The following is an 18617-nucleotide window of genomic DNA, read 5'->3' as shown; positions in this document are numbered from 1 at the left end:
CAGAGTATGTGGTTGGTCCTTACTGCTTCGGAAAGTCGGGAGTAAGAACAAAGAAAGCAAGGTATTACGCAGAGCAATCAATGAACTCGATCGGTCCTCTTTCCTTGTGGGAGAGGGCTGAGACGCTCCTCCCCACTTCTCCGCTTCAACCTTCCTTACAAATATCAGGTATCGGTTTTACCGTTCCATGCCTATGTTTATAACGGGTTAACTAAAACAATAACGGGAAGGTGAGCATGAAGAAGACATTGAAAGTGTTGGCAGCACTGACGCTGCTGGGAGCCAGTTCATGGGTGATGGCAGCCGAACTGGCTGATGACATGGATACCCTGGCCGCCAATTACAAAATTGTATTGAAAACCGACTCCACCGATACCTTCAAGCAGAGCCTGCAGAATATGCGTGCTGCGGCTACGGATGCCCAGAAAGGCACACCGCCGAAGTTGGAAAACAAAGCGCCAGACAGCCCGGAGATGAAGGAGTTTCGTCAAGGGCTGGCGACGCTGATCGGGCAGATCGATCAGTCAATGGCGCTGGCGAATCAGGGCAAACTGGAGGACGCGCGTAAAGTGGCGCAGGGCTTCAAGCAAACCCGCGATGCCAATCACAAGAAATTCCGTTAAGCGTACTGCGGCAATCAACGTAGCGTTGACAAAAAGGGCGGCTGAATGGCCGCCCGGAAACCTGACTTAGCGGTGATACTCGCCCGCAGCCTCAGGTTGATACAGCAATTCCAACACTTCAATGCGGGCTTCTTCGCCGTTTGGCAATTGCCAATTGATCTGTTTACCCACGTGCATTCCCAGCAGTGCTGCACCCAGAGGTGCCATCACCGACAGCTGTTCAGCGCTGTCTTTGAGAGAAGCAGGGTAAACCAGCGTGCGCACATGTTCTTCTGAAGTATGCAGATCGCGAAAACGTACGCGGCTGTTCATGGTGACGACGTGTGCAGGGATCTGCGATGCCGGCACAATGTCAGCGCGATCCAGTTCAGCGTTCAGCGCGGCGGCGACGTCAGTATTGGCAAAGGCTGGCTGTGCCAGTAGCGCATCCAGGCGTTCCGCATCCAGCTCATTAATGGTAATGGTTGGTTTGGTCATTCCACTCTCCAGTCCAATCAAAGGGCGCCCTTTCTGCGCCATAAATTCGGAAAACAACACAAAAGCAACACCCCCGCACCTTTGGGCGCGGGGGTGTGAAAAATGTCGGTTTGTCCTACTGATAGTAGGCTGTTAGGGCCGGAAAAGAAAGAGATCTCGATCACGAAGTTTTTTGCGCCGCGCTGCCAACTGGCAACTCTGCGTTGCAAACTCTTTTTGCAATCTCATTTACTTAGCGTAAAAACCCCCGATTTTGCGAAATGGATCCCTTGGCGTCACTTAATTTCCAGTTCGAACTGGAAAAAAACGCGCTACACAAGCAATGCACCAAGGGTTAGGGTAAAGACATCAAAGAAAGCGGGTAAAGGTAAAGCGCTTTACCGTTAACGGATAAATAGCTGGATCCAGAGGTGACTGCAAAGTGAATGACGGAACTGCTTCGGTAAGTAACAGGGAACAGACTGACATCAGTGAGGCCGCAGCGATTACTACTCAACTGTTGGCCGATATTACCGCCATGTTGGGTGAAGAGAATATTTACACCAATGCGGTGCAACAACAAATGTTGGAATCCCATATCCGCGCGATGGTGTTGCGCTCAATAACAGGTGAGCCCTTGCCGGAAGTTGATAAATCACTGTTTGATGAAATTTCTGCCGGATCGATGCAACTGGCAGAGCGAGTGGTAAATAAGTTTGCCACGTTACCGATTGAAGAGGCGTATCTGCTTTCGGTTCATTTTGAAGTGGCTAAAGATAACGACCAATAACGTTTAATTGATTAAAATTATTCAGGAGAAAAACCCCATGGGACAAATTACCGTAGTGATCGGCGATCGGCTGGGTAAAGGCCAGAAAGTGGGCCAAGGCGTTGAAAATGCAGGTGCCAAGGTGATTGTGATCCCTGGCATGGCTGCGGATATGAAGCTGGGTGACGTGATGAAAGCAGAGAATGCGCAACTGGGCATTTCCTTCTGCGGCAGCGGTGGCGCTGGAGCGATCACCGCACAAACCAAATATGGTTATAAATCCAGATATGGTATGCGTTCTATCGAAGAAGGCGTGACGGCAATTAACGAAGGCTGCAATGTATTAGGCTTTGGCTTTATGGATAAAGAAGAATTAGGCCAGCGGCTAGTGGAAGCTTATGTCAAAAAATACGGCAATCCGTAATGAAAGAAACTTATACTACCTCGGTTAACGTGGAGGGCAAAGGCGATAGTAAAGCTAAAGCCTTTGCCGGTGCATTAGCCAATGTACAGGGCGTGATTTTAAAATCCACCAATAATGTTCTGCTGCGTATCGAACCGCAGGATGTCAAAATAGTAAAGGCGGAAGAGAGAACCACCAAAGAAAAATTTCTTTTCTTCTTCCTGGCGCGTGAAAGAAAAAGCTATGCCGTTTCATTAGAAATAACCGTGAACGTGACGATCATCAATACCGAAAAGGTGGTCTTCACCCAGAAATAAAAACGTTATATCCGTCGTGTTTCAAGCTGTAGCCGCTATGGCTGCGTCTTGGGATCCACTGGGCATGACATAAGAAGGATATTCTGATGTTTTTAATCATCTTATTTAAGTCGATTATTATCGGCGGGCTGGTTGGCGTCGGTGTAGGGGCCGGTGCTGCACGTATGTTCCACGCACCGACGACGCAGGGTATGGGAGCGTTCCGTACCTTGGGTGAGCTGAACTCCTGCGAAGGCGATCCGGCTTCTCATTTCTCATTTGGTCTGGGCTTCTTCTTCAACGCCTGGGCGTCTTCAGTGGCGGCGGGTGCCTTCACGCAGGACGTTGACCATCGCATCATTCCTAACTGGGGCGCAGCAGCCCTGATGATCAAAAACCGCAACGTCGCGGAAACCATGCACGATCCAAAAAAGATGGCCATCGCTTGCGGCATTATCGGCATTTTGGTCGTGGCCTTCCTTAACACCACCGCTTCGGCAGTGCCAGCAGCCTTGCAGGTCACGGCCATCAAAGTGTTGGTTCCAGCGGCCAACCTGCTGGTGAACACCGTCATGCCGGTGATCTTCTGGCTGGCGGCGATCGAAGCGGGCAAACGTTCTGGCTTCTGGGGCACCATCTTCGGTGGTCTGGCACAGCTGATCATGGGTAACGCCGTACCGGGTCTGGTGCTGGGTATCCTGATTGGCAAGGGCGTTGAAGAAAGCGGCTGGAACAAAGTCACCAAAATCATGATGGTGGCGATTGTGCTGCTGTTCGTGCTGAGCGGCTTCTTCCGCGGCTTTGATATGAAAGTTCTCGAATCCTTCAGCCTGGGCGTGCCTGGCTGGCTGGATGCCATTCATAACACCCTGAGCGGAAAATAAGGAGCTGAATGATGGAAGCACAAGCAGACAAAGGCTTCTGGTATGCCGACTGGTCGTTCCCGATTTTTGTTGGCCTGCTCTCGTCCGGCGTGTTTGCCGGGACACACATGTATTACCTGTATGGCATAGGCGCGTTTAACGAAGTGGCCTTCGTTTCCATGCTGCGTGCCGGGATGGACACCGGAGTTTACGGTGCGGTGGCGGCGTTCGGTGCCAGCTTCCTGTTTGCCCGCATTATCGAAGGTTCTCTGGTGGGGATCCTGGATATTGGCGGGGCGATCCAGACCGGGGTTGGCCTGGGTGTTCCTGCGCTGTTGCTGGGGGCGGGGATTGTCTTCCCGGTAGCCAACTTTGCCGCCTCGCTGGTTACTGGCCTGGTCATTGGCCTGGCGATTGGTTACCTGATTATCCTGGCGCGTAAATTTACCATCAGCCAGAGCGACTCCACCTACGGGGCGGACGTGATGATGGGGGCAGGTAACTCTTCCGGGCGTTTCCTTGGGCCGTTGATCATCCTGTCTGCCATGGCCGCTTCGATCCCGATCGGCCTGGGTTCCCTGCTGGGTGCGCTGCTGTTCTACATCTGGGGCAAGCCGATCACCGGCGGCGCGATCCTGGGGGCCATGATCTTGGGGGCATTCTTCCCGGTAGCCATTTCTTAATCAAGTCCCAAGCCCTGGGTCAACCGCCCAGGGTTTGGCAAGGAGTAGCGAAGTATGTATGACCTAATCATCCGGCGCGCCAGGCTGGTGGACGACACCCTGGCCGATGTGGCTATTGAGGCGGGCAAGATTGCCGTCGTCGGGCAGTTGGCGGCTGATGCCCGTGCCCACAAACAACTGGATCTGGCGGGGAACTACCGCCTGAGCGCTGGCTGGATCGACTCTCACGTACACTGTTATCCCTCTTCACCGATTTATCATGACGACCCGGACCTAGTGGGCGTGAGCAGCGGCGTCACCTCGGTGGTGGATGCTGGCAGCACCGGCACTGACGATATCGATGAATTCTATGCCCTGACGCGCAGCGCCAAAACCAACGTCTTTGCCTTCCTCAATATCTCGCGTATCGGTCTGCTAAGGCACAATGAACTGGCTGATATGGCGGATATCAATAAGCAGCAGGTCAAACAGGCCATCGACGGCAAGCCGGGGTTTGTCATTGGTATCAAGGCGCGCATGAGCAGCAGCGTCGTGGGCCAGAACGGCACCAAACCGTTGGTGTTGGCCAAAGAGATCCAGCAGGAAAACCAGCAACTGCCGCTGATGGTACACATCGGCAATAACCCGCCGGATCTGGACGAGATCGCCGATCTGCTGACCCAGGGCGACATCATCACTCACTGCTACAACGGTAAACCGAACCGCATTCTGACCCCGGCAGGTACGCTGCGCGAGTCGATCCAACGTGCGTTAAAACGTGGCGTGCTGCTTGATGTGGGCCACGGTTCGGCCAGCTTCAGCTTTGAGGTTGCCCGTCAGGCCATCGCGCTGGGGATCTTCCCACACACCATCAGTTCCGATATCTACTGTCGCAACCGTCTGGCTGGCCCCGTGCACAGCCTGGCGACGGTGATGTCCAAATTCTTTACCGTTGGGCTTTCTCTGGCGCAGGTCATTGGCTGCGTAACGGAAAATGCCGCTGCGGCGTTGCGCCTGACTAGCAAGGGGCAGCTGAAACCCGGCTTTGATGCCGACCTGACCATTTTTGATCTCCGCCAGGGGCCGCAGGTGTTTGCCGACTCCGAAGGGGAGTCCGTGAATGGCGAACAACTGTTGGTGCCGCTGGCCGCCGTGGTAGCCGGGGAAGTCCTATTAACCGAACAAGGGAAAGCCGCTCATGTCTTCACTCTATGAAAAATATAATTTAAAGCAGGTGATCAACACTTCTGGTCGCATGACCGCACTTGGCGTTTCTACGCCACGCCAGGAGGTGGTTGATGTGGTGAATTATGGCCTCAACCATTACTTTGAAATCAAAGATCTGGTCAACAAGACCGGAGCCTATATTGCTGGCCTGCTGAATGTGGAAGACGCGGTGATTGTTTCCTGCGCTTCTGCCGGTATTGCCCAGTCGGTGGCGGCGGTGATCGTCAAGGACAACGCCAACCTGTTGGTCAACCTGCATTCCGCTACGGTGAACGAGCCGCGTGAGATCGTGTTGCCGCGTGGCCATAACGTCAACTTTGGTGCGCCGGTGGATACCATGGTCGCCCTTGGCGGCGGTAAGGTGGTGGAAGCAGGTTATGCCAACGAATGTTCCCCTGAACAGATTGAAGCCTGCATCACCCCGCAGACCGCGGCCATCCTGTACGTCAAGTCTCACCACTGCGTGCAGAAAAGCATTCTCTCCGTCGAACAGGCAGCCGTGGTGGCACGTAAGCATAACCTGCCGCTGATCGTCGATGCTGCTGCCGAAGAAGATCTGATGTGTTACTACCAGATGGGGGCCGATCTGGTGATCTACAGCGGTGCCAAGGCTATTGAAGGGCCAACCAGCGGGCTGGTGATCGGCAAGAAGCAATACGTAGAGTGGGTGAAGCAGCAGTCAGGCGGTATTGGCCGGGCGATGAAGGTGGGTAAAGAGGGCATCCTCGGCCTGACGCAGGCGATTGAAAGCTACCTGACGTCGGAGAAAACCACCGGTGCGCAAATGGTAGAGCGCATGACGCCGTTTATCAGCCAACTGAATACCCTGAATGGCATCAGTGCCAAAACCGTCTGGGACAGCGCAGGGCGCGATATTGCCCGCGTTGAAATCACCTTTGATGAAGCGGTGTTGGGGATGTCGACTGTGGAAATCGTCCAGCGGCTGAAAACCGGTGATATCGCCATCTATTTCCGTGGCTACAAGGCCAACGAAGGCAAGATTGAGGTGGATGTCCGCAGCGTGAACGAGCAGCAGCTGATGACCGTCTTTACCTGTATTAAAAATTTGTTTACGGAGAACCAAGCATGAAGCTGAAGCCTAATTACTATAAAGACCGCGTTTGCCTCAACGTACTGGCTGGCTCAAAAGCCAACGCGCAGGACATCTATAATGCGGCGCAGGGGCACGTGCTGGTGGGCGTTCTTTCCAAAAACTATCCAGACGTTGAGAGTGCCGTGGCGGATATGTCGCGTTATGCACGCCTGATCGAGAACGCGCTTTCCGTGGGCCTGGGAGCTGGCGATCCCAAGCAGTCGAATATGGTCAGCCTGATCGCCGAGCATGTCCAACCCCAGCATGTGAACCAGGTATTCACCGGCGTCGGTGCCAGCCGTGCATTGCTGAAGCAAAACCAAACCGTGGTGAACGGCCTGGTCTCCCCAACCGGTCGCGTGGGCTGGGTGAAGATTTCCACCGGGCCACTGAGTGCTCAGGCAGCGGATGGCATAGTGCCGGTAGAGACCGCGATTGCGTTGTTGAAAGACATGGGCGGCAGCTCGATTAAGTATTTCCCGATGGGCGGCCTGAAGCATCAGGACGAATATGAGTACGTGGCGAAAGCCTGTGCCGAGCATGACTTTATGCTGGAGCCGACCGGGGGTATCGATCTGGAAAACTTCGAACCGATCCTGGAGATTGCGTTGAAAGCCGGTGTGAAGCAGGTGATCCCGCATATCTACAGTTCCATTATTGATTCCACCAGTGGTGATACTCGCCCGCAAGATGTCAAAACGCTGCTGGAGATCACCAAGCGGCTGGTGGGGTAAATCCGCGGCCCCTCACCCCAACCCTCTCCCACAGGGAGAGGGAGCTGTCCGGAGCTGTTATCAGGTGCAGGAGTGAGTCTGTAGCTTGTTTAACTCTCTTGAGGCGGGGGACGGTGTTGTAGTTAGGTGTGGCGGTTGGATACTGAGGTTAAGTTGTGGCACGTTCTGTCCCCTCATCTTTCGGGAGAGGGAGCTGGTACGGAGTTGTGGTTAGGTGTGGTGTAAAGCAGTTGCATGTTCGATTTGATGTGGCGGTTGGATACTGGAGTTAAGTTGTGGCACGTACGGTCCCCTCTCCCTTCGGGAGAGGGTTAGGGTGAGGGGCATCTTTTTGTCCCTATCTATCGGTCAAAAGGATAACTATGCGAAACTGGCAGGCTTCGAAATTACGAATCGCTCCGCTGTGGAGCGCGCTGTCCCTGGCGTTGTTGGCTATCGCCAGCCCGGCGTTACATGCTGAGGATGCAATGAAACCCACGTCGTCTCATTTTGCCTATATTGGTACTTATAACCCGAACGGTGAGGGAGTTTATCGCATGCAGGTGGATGCGAAAACCGGGGCGCTGAGTGCCAAGACATTGGTCAGCAGCCTGCCTAATCCGGCCCAACTGGTCACCGATGCCAAAGGACAGACGCTGTACGTTGCCAGCGAGGTGGCAGATTTTAATGGCACCCAGCACGGGGGCATTGTCGCCTATCGCATCAATCCTCAGGACGGCAGCCTGAAGCCGCTTAATCAGGTGGATTCACAAGGCGCGGGGCCGGTTTACCTTTCTCTGACGCCGGATGGCCGTCATCTGCTGGTGGCTAACTATGTCAGCGGCAGCGTTGCGGTGTTCCCGATCGACAGCGAAGGCAAGTTGGGAGCCGCCAGTTCTGTGCAACAAGATATTGGCCCTGCGGGCGCGGCCAAACCCGCCGCCGCGGTGGAAGGCAGCTTTGCCATCAGCGATCACAATGGCCCGCATGCGCATATGATCGCCAGCGATCCGAGCGGCAAGTTCGTGTTCTCTACCGATCTGGGCCTGGATCGTATCTACCAGTGGCGTTTCGATGCCGCCAGCGGCAAGCTGACGCCAAACGATCCGCCGTGGATCGCCGCCTCTTCCGCCGGAGCTGGCCCGCGCCACTTCATATTTCATCCAAATGGTAAAATTGTCCTACTAATCAACGAGGAAGCATCTACACTAACCAGCTACCGCTTTGATAGCCAAAATGGGACGCTGAAACAGTTACATGCAGTTTCAACCCTGCCTGCCGATTATAAGGGGACCAGCTTTGCCGCTGGCATGGCCTTGGCTGCGGATGGTAAAAATCTGTATGTCGCCAATCGTCTGCACAACAGCATTGCGCAGTTCAGCGTAAGCGGCGAGGGCGAACTGAAACCGGTGGCAGAGACCTGGACGCGAGGCGACTATCCGCGCACTATCACCTTGGATCCGAGTGGCCGTTATCTGTATGCCATGAATCAGCGTAGCGATAACGTAACCCGCTTTAGCGTAGACCAGCTCAGCGGCAAGCTCAGTTTTGTTGAAGGCTACACCCCGGTGGGCAGCCCTTCACAAATGGTGTTCTTGCCAGCTGCGAAGTAACCAGTTGCCCGCTTGACCCCTCAGGCGGGCACGTTCATAACGGAAAGAGAATGGTGAGATTTCCCTACCCACGTTTGGCATCGCTGTTCGATGCTTTGCAGTCTGAAACCTTGCCGCAGGACGAGCTGGCAAAGCGTTTTGCCGTGTCTACCCGCACGGTACGCGCCGATATCACCGCGCTGAACGATATCCTGGCCAGTTTTGGTGCGCAGTTTGTCCACAGCCGCGGGGCCGGATATCGCCTGCAGGTTGATGATGAGGCCCGGTTTAGCGCACTCCAGCATCGGGAACGTAAACAGCACGCCACGCCGCGCAGCGCGCAGGAGCGGGTGCATTATCTGTTGATTCGCTTTTTGACCTCAGCCTTCTCGATGAAGCTGGAAGATCTGGCCGATGAATGGTTTGTCAGCCGAGGTACGCTGCAAAACGACATGGCTGAGGTGAGAGAGCGCCTGGCGCATTACCAGTTAACCATCGAGACCAAGCCGCGCTATGGTATGAAGCTGTTTGGTGCGGAAATGGCAATCCGCTCCTGCCTGACCGATCTGCTGTTTCAACTGCATCTGGCGGATGCGGAAAATCCATTGCTGAACAATGACATCCTTCATCAGCCGCAGGTATTGACCTTTGCCGGGTTGCTGCACCCACTGCTGTCGCAATATGCCATTCGTCTGACCGATGAGGGTGAGCAATACCTGATCTTCTACTGTGCCGTGGCGCTGCGGCGCATTACGGACGGCTATCCGTTGCAGGATTTTGACGTGGAAGACGGTGATGATGCGGTGCGCAAAGCGTCAACCTGGCTGGCGGGTGAACTGAGCAAGGCCACGGGTAAAGAGATTGCGGCGGCGGAAGAGGCCTATTTGCGGGTCAACATTGCTGCCAGAAGAGTGCAGGAAGTACAGCCGACCAAAATCAACGCCGATGACGAAGAGGCGCTGGTGGATTACATCCTGTCCTACATCAACTCGCACTATAACTACAACTTGCAGAACGACAAGCAGCTGCGGGCCGATCTGCTCACCCATATCAAAACCATGATCACCCGGGTGAAATACCAGATCAATATCCCGAACCCGCTGTTGGCCAATATCAAGCAGCATTATCCGATGGCCTATGATGTGACGCTGGCGGCGGTCTCGAGCTGGGGTAAACACACGCCTTATACCCTGAGCGAGAACGAAATCGGCTACCTGGTGCTGCATATTGGCGTCGGCCTGGAGCGGCACTACAACATTGGTTATGAGCGCCATCCGCAGGTAATGCTGGTGTGCGATACCGGTAACTCTACGGTGCGGATGATCCAGGCGCAGATTGCGCGCAAGTACCCGCAACTGGTGGTGACGCGCATCGTTTCGCTGCGTGATTACGAAATTCTCGCCAGTATCGACGAAGATTTTATCATTTCCAATGCGCGCATCAGCGAGAAGAACAAGCCGGTCGTCGTGATGTCGCCGTTCCCAACGGAGTATCAGCTAGAACAGTTGGGCAAGCTGGTGCTGGTCGATCGCACCAAGCCGTATATGTTGGAAAAATTCTTTGATGCCAACCACTTTATGATCGTCAACGAGCCGCTAACGCAGGAGCAGCTGTTTAGCAAAGTTTGCGCTCAGTTGGAGCAGGAAGGCTATGTGGGCAGTGATTTTTACCCTTCGGTCGTTGAGCGGGAGGCCATCGTTTCTACCTTGCTGGGGGAGGGGATTGCTCTGCCGCACTCTTTGGGGCTGTTGGCGAAAAAGACCGTGGTGGTCACGCTGCTGGCACCGCAGGGTATCCCGTGGGGAGAAGGTGAGGTGGCACACGTCATTTTCTTGCTGGCGATCAGCAAAAGCGATTACGAAGAAGCGATGGCGATCTACGATCTGTTCGTCACCTTTGTGCGCGAACGTTCGATGACCCGCCTGCTGGGCAGTGACAATTTCGACAGCTTCAAAGCGGTGGCGTTGGACTGCCTGAGCCGCATTTAACGGCTTCCCCCTCTGAATGCAGAGGGGGCACCGTATTAATCGTCTTTCTTCTTGCCGAATATCTTCATCAGCGCGCCGACGATCAGCCCCAGGGCGATACCGCCTAAAATCCAGTCAACCAAACTCATTGTTGTGCTCCCGCGATCCTATAGTGCTGATTATATTATCATTCAATCAAGAACGCCCCATCGATCATTAATCTCCGTTGCTCGGTAGTGTAGCTGAGCCAGGAATTCTTGCTGTTGGACTTCTCCAGTACGATGGCCAGTTCCGCCTGGCTAAGGAATAGCTCGTCCTGCCAGAACGGGGCGATGGCGTGGCGCGTGATAAAGTCGATCAAAAAGCGCGCCGGACTGTCCTGTTCTTCAGGGAATAGCCGCAGGGCCAGTTCGATCATTAATGCACGTTGTTGCGGCTGATCGCTTTCTCCCAGCAATTCAAGGAACGGCAGCAGCAGGCGGCCGCACACCTGGCCGTGGTGGTAATCACGCAATGCCCCAATCTCGCCCGCGATGCCGTGGATCACACCCAGGCCCGCCATACTCAACGTCAGACCACCCAGGTAGGAAGCCTGCATAATCGCTTCGCGGGCCTCATCGCTCTGTTTCAGCACCGGCCAGGCGCACAGGAAATGATGGATGCCACTCAACGACAACTCGCGCGACAGGCTGCTGGCCGTCTTGGAAAGGTAGGCTTCAAACAGATGGGTGAAGGCATCGATAGCGCAATAGGCCAGTACATGGTCTGGCGCTCCTTTCAGCAGCTCAGGATCGAGGATCGCCACCTGTGGCACAAAGTTACTATGCCGCAAAGAGGCTTTCACCTTGGTGACCTGAGTATCGGTGATCACTGCGTTTTGGGTTACTTCGCTACCGGTGCCTGCGGTGGTGGGTATGGCTATCAACGGCAGCGTTGCGCCACTGATTTTGCTGTCACCCACTTTTTCCATGTAACGCAGGGTTGGCAGCGGGTGTTCGATCAGGGCAGCGAACGCCTTGGCGGCATCCAGCACGCTACCTCCGCCGATGGCTACCACTCTTTGCACCTGGCCTCGCCATCGCGCTACCCATTGGTCGATTTCTTGCGGGGAGGCCTCATGGGCGACAATTTCTTTGCCTACCAGCAACGGCGTCAGCGCTGGGGCCAGTTCAGCATAGAGGGTCCCGTTAAGGAACGATCGGCAGGTGAACAGCAGCGTGGTCTGCGGCTCTGCCTGGAGCAGTGGGATCAGGTGCTGGATGCTGCCCTTGCCAAACCAGGCCTGCCGGTTGGCGATCATCAGACTAGTGGTCATGCTCTCTCCTTGGCGCATTTGGGCATTGAAACCACAGCATAGTTCAGCCTACCTGGGCAAACCAACGCTTTTCCTCCGTATAACACGAAATTGTTAAGATATTAACCAAATCGGATTGTGTGGGTAATCGTTGTAAGGGCCCAACTTGTGATTTGATTAACATGTAAACAGTAATGCCCTTGCATTCTGGCCAATTGAATGCTTTTTATAGCCTATTGGCCCAATATCGGTCGCTGATTCGTTGGGAAAGGTTGATTGTTAATTTATTAATGATTGTGGGGGCGAAATGAGTATTCAGGTCGAAAGATTATCGGCGGTGATCGACGCAGTCGCTACCCGCCAATTCTATGCCAGCCTGCTGGGTTATCTGGAGGGCTTTTTCGCCTTTGATAATGCCATCGTCTATGCCTTCGAATATGGTCAGGCACCGCGCTGCCTGATGAAAACCGAGAAAGAAAACAGCGATGCGGTAAACCAGATTTACCAGCAGGGTGCTTACCTTGAAGATCCCTTTTACCAGGCGCTGAACGGCGGCGGCCATGGCGATGTGTTTACGCTGCGGCAACTGGCCCCCTGTGGTTTTTACCAGACGGATTACTACCGTAACTTTTACCGTAAAACCGGCTGGCACGACGAGGCTGGCGTGTTGCTGCAACTGACGCCGGAACGCGGACTAGGCATATTTTTTGGCTCGGCCCGGCAAACGGTCGGCGTGCGTTATCCCCAACTGGCTGACCTGCGTGGCGCGTTGACGCTGGTAAAAAGCGTGGCACGGCTGCATGGGGAAGTAGTGGTCGCGGCTAATGTGCCCACTCCCTCCGCCCCGCTGGTAGATAGCGCAGCTCAGGCGCGCTATGCGTTAAGCCCGCGTGAACGTGAGATCGTCGATCTGATCCTGAGCGGCAACGGATCGCAGCAGATCGCCGAACGGCTGTTTATCAGCCTGGGCACGGTAAAAAATCATCGCAAGAATATTTACGGCAAGCTGAATATTGGCTCTCAGGCCGAGTTGTTCAGCCTGTTCTTGAGTATCCCCCTGCGCCGTACGGCATAATGTTAAAAAAGTGTTGCGAATATCCCTAAAGGGACATAGCCGCCCGTCCACGCTCTGCTGATAATCCAGGCTGAGGCAATGGGTAAAGGGAGTGCAGCAATGAATAATCAAATTGAATCGTTAACCTACTACGCGGCGACCAAGAAATACGATCTGCGCTTCCCCACGCTGGAAGAGGATCTGGATGTTGATGTGGTGATCATCGGCGGTGGCTTCTCCGGCATTAACACAGCGCTGGAACTGGCGGAAAAAGGCATCACCAATATCGCTATTCTGGAGGGCCGCCATCTGGGCTACGGCGGGACGGGTCGCAACGGTGGTCAGGTGATGGCCGGGATCGGCCACGATCTGGAGAAGATCAAACGCCACGTTGGTCCGGCAGGGTTAGAAACCATCTTCAAGATCAGCAACCTCGGTGCCGGGATTATCCGCGAGCGGATTAAAAAGTACGCCATCGACGCCGATTTCTGCTTTGGCTATGGCTACCTCGGTAGCAATGCCAGGCAGGAAAAGACCCTGCGTTCCTGGCTCAAAGAATTCAAAGCGGTCTCACCGGATGAAGAGATCGAGCTTTATACCGGCTCCGAAGTGAAACAGGTGGTGGGGTCTGATGCTTATACCTGTGCGCTGAAACACATGGGCGGTGGCCACGTTCATTCTCTCAACCTGTTATTGGGAGAGGCGCAGGCGCTGAGTGGTTACGGGGTGAAAATCTTTGAAAACAGCAACGTGCTGAATGTGGAATACGGTCCGCGTATTACCGTGCGCACCGCCATGGGATCGGTACGCGCCAACAAGATGCTGTGGGCCTGCAACGGCTTTCTCAACGGCCTGGATCCCTTTATCTACAAAAAGACCATCAATACCTACGCCTTCCAGTTGGCGACAGAACCGCTGTCTGACGAGCTGATCCGCCAGATCAGCCCGATCCGCGGGGCTTACAGCGATATCCGGCCGGTGATCGACTATTACCGCGTCACTAACGAGAACCGCCTGTTGTTCGGCAGCGCTACCCGGCTGGTCGAATATATTCCTTCAGACCTGAAGGCCTGGAACCGTAACCTGATGCTGAAAGTTTTCCCGTATCTGAAGGACGTGAAGATCGACCTGGCCTGGGGCGGGCCGCTGTGTTGCAGCGCCAACCTGTTCCCGCAGATCGGCACCCTACCGCAGCACGATAACGTGTTTTACGTGCAGGGCTATTCCGGCTTTGGGGTGACACCGAGCCATATCGTTTGCAAGGTGTTGGCGGAAGGAATGAGTGAGGGATCCGATCGCTATGACCTGATGAGTTCGATCCCGCACGTGGATATTTTTGGTAAAGACAAGCTGCGCCGTGTGATGACCACCGCGGGCAAGGTTTGGCACCAGACTTCCGGCTACTGGAAGGGGCGTCGTTAATTCTGACCACTAATCTAACAGGAAAAAATCATGAAACCATTACTGCTTAAGCAAGCGCTACCAGAACTGCAACAAATTGGCAGCGTCAGCAACCTGGGGGCCACGGTGGTCGCCGGTGAACCCAACGTCGGCGTGGCGATGATTTTTGGCGCGCCAACGGACAACCTCAACTGCGGTGTCTTCAGCTGTACCCGTGGCACCTTCGTGATGGAATACCCGTTTGCGGAACATGCCACGGTATGGGAAGGCACGGCAACGCTGACCAATGAGAACACCGGCGAGTCGGTAAAGTATCAGGCCGGAGATTCCTGGTTTGTTGAGAAGGGCACCCCGGTGCGCTGGGAAATCACCTCCGATCGTTTTGTGAAGCACTATCTGGCGATTGTCGAAGGCTAACCCGCAAGGAGGGCGATACGATGACGGATATCACACTGTTGCCACAGGTCACGGCCTTTCTGGACCGCCAGCAGGGCCATTACATTCACGGCCAAGCGGTGGCTGGAGCAGGCGTAGAAAGGTTTGCGGTGGTTAACCCGGCAACCGGGCTGGCCATCGCGCAGGTGAATGAAGGCGGCCAGGCTGAAGTTGACGCGGCGATGCAGGCGGCCTTTGACGCTTTCCACGGTAGCTGGGCACAGGTTTCCCCTTTGGAGCGGGGCAACTGCCTGACGCGCCTGGCCGATCTGCTGCAAACCCATCGTGAGGAACTGGCGCAGCTGGAAAGCCTGTGTTCCGGCAAAACCATTCAGCTGTCTCGCGGGCTGGAAATCGATATGGCCTCGCAGTTCCTGCGCTACTTTGCCGGTTGGTCGAGCAAAATCAGCGGGGAAACGTTGAACGTTTCATTGCCTTCCTTCCAGGGGGAGCAATACAGCGCATTCACCCGGCGTGAGCCGTTGGGCGTGGTGGTCGGCATCATTCCGTGGAACTTCTCGATCATGATCGCCATCTGGAAGCTGGCTGCGGCGCTCACCTGTGGCTGTACGGTAGTGCTCAAGCCGAGTGAGTATACGCCGCTAACCATGCTGCGGGTGGCGGAATTGGCAACGGAGGCGGGCATCCCGGCTGGTGCACTCAACGTGATCAACGGCTCAGGCGCACGCCTTGGCCCTATGCTTATCGCCCATCCGCGCTGTGCCAAAGTGACCTTCACCGGCTCGGTGCCTACCGGGATCGCGGTGGGGAAAGCGGCGATGGAGCAAGGGATTGTGCGTACCACGCTGGAGCTGGGGGGTAAGAATGCCGCCGCGTTTCTGGCGGACGTCTCGGTCGACAAGATGGTCGACGGGATTATCGAGGCGGGCTACCTGAACCAAGGTCAAATCTGTGCCGCAGCAGAGCGTTTCTACCTGCCTGCCAGCCATATCGATGAGGTACTGGCAAAGCTGACGCAGCGCTTGGCGGCCATGAAGGTGGGCTCACCGCTGGATGAGAGTACCGAAGTGGGGCCATTGGCCAACGAGGCACATTACCGCAAGGTACTGGCGCTGTTTGACAAGGCACGGGCTGATGGCAGCCAGATCGTCTGCGGCGGTCAGGCGTTGGCAGGTCCAGGCTTCTTTGTTGCGCCGACGGCGATCCGCGCTAATGGGCCGCATGATGCGTTAATGCGTGAGGAGACCTTTGGCCCGGTGGGCACTTTCCTGGCCTATGAGGATGAAGAGCAGATGATCGCCATGATCAACGATTCGCCTTATGGCCTGGCCGCCAGCCTGTGGACCAACGATCTCAGCAAGGCGATGCGCATGATCCCGCGGATTGAAGTGGGCACCTTGTGGATCAATATGCACACCTTCCTCGATCCGGCGTTGCCATTCGGTGGGGTGAAATCGTCGGGGATGGGCAGAGAGTTCGGCAGCGCGTTTATCGAGCATTATACCGAGTTGAAATCGGTGATGGTCAGATACTGATTGCCGTTGTTTTTTAGGGGCGGAGGATCTCCGCTCCCGTTAATCTTCGTCGAAGCCGGAATTAAACAGCTCAATCACCGCTGCCAGTGCCTGTTCTTCCTGCGGCCCGGTGGCTTCAATTTCGATCTGGCGGCCCTGGGCTGAATCCAGCATCAGCAGCGCGATCACGCTGCTGGCTTCCGCTTCGGTGCCGCTGTCATTACGCAGCAGCACTTCGGCGTCAAAACTCTGCACCAGCTCAAACAGCTTCATAGCCGGGCGGGCGTGCATGCCCAGCTTGTTCTTGATCTCAACCGTCTGCTTGACCGTCATTGTTGTTTACGCTTTTCCAGTGTGCGGTGACGGGATTGCACGTTCTTGCCGCGTGAACGGAAATAATCCGCCAACTGTTCAGCCACGTACACCGAACGGTGCTTACCGCCGGTACAGCCAATGGCGACGGTCAGATAGCTGCGATTGTTGGTCTCCAGCATCGGCAGCCACTGTTCCAGATAGCTACGAGTCTGGTAGATGAAGTTGTGCACTTCGGTGTGGCGATCGAGGAACGAGGCCACGGGCTTGTCCAGGCCGGTCATCGGGCGCAGTTTAGGGTCCCAGTGCGGGTTTGGCAGGAAGCGTACGTCAAACACGTAATCGGCATCGATAGGAATGCCGTGCTTGAAGCCGAAGGATTCGAACACCATCGTCAGCTCGCGTTCGCGTTTGCCCAACAGACGGGTACGCAGCATTTCCGCCAACTCGTGCACCGACATTTCCGAGGTATCGATAATCAGATCGGCACGGGAACGCAGTGGCTCAAGCAGATCGCTTTCTTCATCGATCGCGCTTTCCAGCGACAGGTTCTTGGCAGAGAGAGGATGCAGGCGACGGGTGTCGCTGTAGCGGCGGATCAGGGTGTTGCGATCGGCATCAAGGAACAGCAGCTGCGGCGTGAAGCTCTCCGGCAGCTGGGTCATTGCATATTCAAACACTTCCGGCGATTCCGGCATGTTACGGACGTCGATGCTTACCGCAGCGGAGCTATTACGTTCGGCCAGCGTCTGGGCCAGCTGTGGCAACAACACCACGGGCAGGTTATCAACGCAGTAAAAACCCATGTCTTCCAACGCCCGCAAGGCGACGGATTTCCCCGAACCGGAACGGCCGCTGACAATCATCAGCACCATGTGGTAACTCCCCTGGCATCTCAATGGCGCTCATCGCCACCGTTAGGATCTATTATCCGGGCCACGGCCCGGATATATCGTAAGTAAAACAGTAGCGTTTTCATGGCGGAAAGTCACGCCAGCCGCTGGTTACTCGGTGATGATCTGATACAGCTCTTCGTCGCTCAGCGCTGCGCGCAGGCGGCGGCACACGGTTTTGTCGGCCAGCCGTTTGGCAACCAGCGACAGCGTATGCAAGTGAGTTTTACATTGATCGGCCGGTACCAGCAAGGCGAACAGCAGATCGACCGGTTGATTATCAATGGCATCAAAGGCGATAGGTTGCTCAAGGCGGATAAACACGCCAACGGCCCGCAAAGTGTCCTCTTCCAGTTTGCCGTGTGGGATCGCGATACCGTTGCCGATACCGGTACTGCCCATACGTTCCCGGGTGAGTACTGCGTCAAACACCACCTGCGAAGGTAGGTTGAGCTGCTTGGCCGCCAGCTCGCTGATAATTTCCAAAGCCCGTTTCTTGCTGGTGCAGTGTACCGAGCTTCTGGTGCACTCGATGTTTAACACCGAGCTTAATTGCATTATTTCGTTGTTCATCTCATCTTCACTTAAAACCGCGTCCTGTCGCTTTATTGCAAGCCTGCTTTACCATTGGAAAGCAGGCTTGCGCTGATAACCTTCATGAAACGGTTTTTCGCCTGTTTAACCCTGATGGCTTATCGGCGCATACCTATACAGGTGCTGCGCCGAGGGTTGCCGTGTAGCCAATACGACTACGATGTGGGCCATTACGCATCGCATAACGGCCCAGAATGTCAGTGTTGCTTTAGTTTGTCTTTATGTTTGTTCAATTGACGCGCCAGTTTGTCGATCAGGCAGTCAATTGCGGCATACATATCTTCTTTTTCCGAGGTGGCGTGCAACTCGCCCCCATTCACATGCACCGTTGCTTCCGCAATCTGCTGCACTTTTTCCACACTGAGTACGACATATACCTGGTTAATGCGGTCAAAATACTGCTCGAGTTTGGCAAACTTGGTGTTGACGAACTCACGCATTGGTTCGGTGACTTCGACGTGGTGTCCGGTAATGTTGAGCTGCATAATGTCTTCC

Annotated in this window: 21 protein-coding genes; 15 read left to right on the top strand and 6 right to left on the bottom strand. The window is 55.1% G+C overall.

Annotated elements, in window-relative coordinates; translation table 11 throughout:
- Positions 1 to 236 precede the first annotated feature (236 nt).
- Complete coding sequence (cybC, locus tag KGP16_RS23590; protein WP_094981506.1) at positions 237 to 623, top strand: cytochrome b562; 387 nt, start codon at positions 237 to 239, stop codon at positions 621 to 623.
- A gap of 66 nt (positions 624 to 689) precedes the next feature.
- On the opposite strand, the gene rnk is transcribed toward cybC, so the two are convergent.
- Complete coding sequence (rnk, locus tag KGP16_RS23585; protein WP_021180723.1) at positions 690 to 1100, bottom strand: nucleoside diphosphate kinase regulator; 411 nt, start codon at positions 1098 to 1100, stop codon at positions 690 to 692.
- Positions 1101 to 1566: 466 nt separating this feature from the next.
- Here rnk and KGP16_RS23580 point away from each other — a divergent pair, with 466 nt between their 5' ends.
- The 10 genes from KGP16_RS23580 to KGP16_RS23535 all read left to right on the top strand — a co-directional run bounded on the left by KGP16_RS23580 (position 1567) and on the right by KGP16_RS23535 (position 10685).
- The gene (locus KGP16_RS23580; protein WP_370572534.1) at positions 1567 to 1869 is read left to right on the top strand and encodes a glycine dehydrogenase; all 303 of its coding nucleotides are present in this window, start codon (positions 1567 to 1569) and stop codon (positions 1867 to 1869) included.
- Positions 1870 to 1906: 37 nt separating this feature from the next.
- Positions 1907 to 2272, top strand: a complete 366-nt coding sequence (locus tag KGP16_RS23575) for a glycine-rich SFCGS family protein (protein WP_021180720.1) — start codon at positions 1907 to 1909, stop codon at positions 2270 to 2272.
- Entirely contained in the window at positions 2272 to 2568 is a 297-nt protein-coding gene (locus KGP16_RS23570) for a DUF4312 family protein (RefSeq protein ID WP_021180719.1), read from the top strand. The genes KGP16_RS23575 and KGP16_RS23570 overlap by 1 nt, the downstream gene beginning before the upstream one ends.
- An 86-nt stretch (positions 2569 to 2654) precedes the next feature.
- Positions 2655 to 3431 carry a DUF4311 domain-containing protein gene (locus KGP16_RS23565; protein ID WP_021180718.1) on the top strand — a complete coding sequence of 259 codons (777 nt, stop codon included), beginning with the start codon at positions 2655 to 2657 and terminating at the stop codon, positions 3429 to 3431.
- An 11-nt stretch (positions 3432 to 3442) separates the two neighbouring features.
- Positions 3443 to 4093, top strand: a complete 651-nt coding sequence (locus KGP16_RS23560; RefSeq protein ID WP_037376237.1) for a DUF4310 family protein — start codon at positions 3443 to 3445, stop codon at positions 4091 to 4093.
- Between the two features lie 54 nt (positions 4094 to 4147).
- Entirely contained in the window at positions 4148 to 5287 is a 1140-nt protein-coding gene (locus KGP16_RS23555; RefSeq protein WP_223500442.1) for an amidohydrolase/deacetylase family metallohydrolase, read from the top strand.
- Positions 5271 to 6389 carry a DgaE family pyridoxal phosphate-dependent ammonia lyase gene (locus tag KGP16_RS23550; RefSeq protein ID WP_223500441.1) on the top strand — a complete coding sequence of 373 codons (1119 nt, stop codon included), beginning with the start codon at positions 5271 to 5273 and terminating at the stop codon, positions 6387 to 6389. Before KGP16_RS23555 ends, KGP16_RS23550 begins: the two co-directional genes overlap by 17 nt.
- Entirely contained in the window at positions 6386 to 7126 is a 741-nt protein-coding gene (locus KGP16_RS23545) for a KDGP aldolase family protein (protein ID WP_094981504.1), read from the top strand. The genes KGP16_RS23550 and KGP16_RS23545 overlap by 4 nt, the downstream gene beginning before the upstream one ends.
- Before the next feature lie 362 nt (positions 7127 to 7488).
- Positions 7489 to 8718: a lactonase family protein gene (locus KGP16_RS23540; protein ID WP_223500440.1), complete on the top strand. Its 1230-nt coding sequence runs from the start codon at positions 7489 to 7491 to the stop codon at positions 8716 to 8718.
- A gap of 50 nt (positions 8719 to 8768) precedes the next feature.
- Positions 8769 to 10685: a transcription antiterminator gene (locus KGP16_RS23535; protein WP_223500439.1), complete on the top strand. Its 1917-nt coding sequence runs from the start codon at positions 8769 to 8771 to the stop codon at positions 10683 to 10685.
- Between the two features lie 166 nt (positions 10686 to 10851).
- Here the strand turns inward: KGP16_RS23535 and KGP16_RS23530 are convergent, their stop codons facing one another.
- Positions 10852 to 11979 carry an iron-containing alcohol dehydrogenase gene (locus KGP16_RS23530; RefSeq protein WP_223500438.1) on the bottom strand — a complete coding sequence of 376 codons (1128 nt, stop codon included), beginning with the start codon at positions 11977 to 11979 and terminating at the stop codon, positions 10852 to 10854.
- A 286-nt stretch (positions 11980 to 12265) separates the two neighbouring features.
- On the opposite strand from KGP16_RS23530, the gene KGP16_RS23525 reads away from it, so the two are divergent.
- The 4 genes from KGP16_RS23525 to KGP16_RS23510 all read left to right on the top strand — a co-directional run bounded on the left by KGP16_RS23525 (position 12266) and on the right by KGP16_RS23510 (position 16344).
- Entirely contained in the window at positions 12266 to 13033 is a 768-nt protein-coding gene (locus tag KGP16_RS23525) for a response regulator transcription factor (protein ID WP_223500437.1), read from the top strand.
- 99 nt (positions 13034 to 13132) lie between these two features.
- Positions 13133 to 14434, top strand: coding sequence for an FAD-binding oxidoreductase (locus KGP16_RS23520; protein ID WP_223500436.1), 1302 nt, complete (start codon positions 13133 to 13135; stop codon positions 14432 to 14434).
- Positions 14435 to 14464: 30 nt separating this feature from the next.
- On the top strand, positions 14465 to 14830 hold the full coding sequence (locus tag KGP16_RS23515; RefSeq protein ID WP_021806963.1) for a cupin domain-containing protein: 366 nt from the start codon (positions 14465 to 14467) through the stop codon (positions 14828 to 14830).
- 20 nt (positions 14831 to 14850) lie between these two features.
- Complete coding sequence (locus tag KGP16_RS23510; protein WP_021806962.1) at positions 14851 to 16344, top strand: aldehyde dehydrogenase family protein; 1494 nt, start codon at positions 14851 to 14853, stop codon at positions 16342 to 16344.
- Between the two features lie 39 nt (positions 16345 to 16383).
- Here KGP16_RS23510 and npr read toward each other — a convergent pair whose 3' ends face one another.
- From npr to hpf, 4 genes are all read right to left on the bottom strand, one after another.
- Positions 16384 to 16656, bottom strand: a complete 273-nt coding sequence (gene npr, locus KGP16_RS23505) for a PTS phosphocarrier protein NPr (protein ID WP_021180705.1) — start codon at positions 16654 to 16656, stop codon at positions 16384 to 16386.
- Positions 16653 to 17510 carry an RNase adapter RapZ gene (gene rapZ, locus KGP16_RS23500; protein ID WP_021180704.1) on the bottom strand — a complete coding sequence of 286 codons (858 nt, stop codon included), beginning with the start codon at positions 17508 to 17510 and terminating at the stop codon, positions 16653 to 16655. Before rapZ ends, npr begins: the two co-directional genes overlap by 4 nt.
- A gap of 129 nt (positions 17511 to 17639) precedes the next feature.
- On the bottom strand, positions 17640 to 18101 hold the full coding sequence (gene ptsN, locus KGP16_RS23495) for a PTS IIA-like nitrogen regulatory protein PtsN (RefSeq protein WP_024483720.1): 462 nt from the start codon (positions 18099 to 18101) through the stop codon (positions 17640 to 17642).
- Positions 18102 to 18319: 218 nt separating this feature from the next.
- Positions 18320 to 18607, bottom strand: coding sequence for a ribosome hibernation promoting factor (gene hpf / locus KGP16_RS23490; RefSeq protein WP_021180702.1), 288 nt, complete (start codon positions 18605 to 18607; stop codon positions 18320 to 18322).
- Positions 18608 to 18617 lie beyond the last annotated feature (10 nt).

It is taken from the genome of Serratia sp. JSRIV006 (genome assembly GCF_019968685.1).
Taxonomy (GTDB): Bacteria; Pseudomonadota; Gammaproteobacteria; order Enterobacterales; family Enterobacteriaceae; genus Chania; species Chania fonticola_B.
Note: the sequence above shows the minus strand (reverse complement) of the source record. Positions and strands in the feature narration are given on the sequence as shown.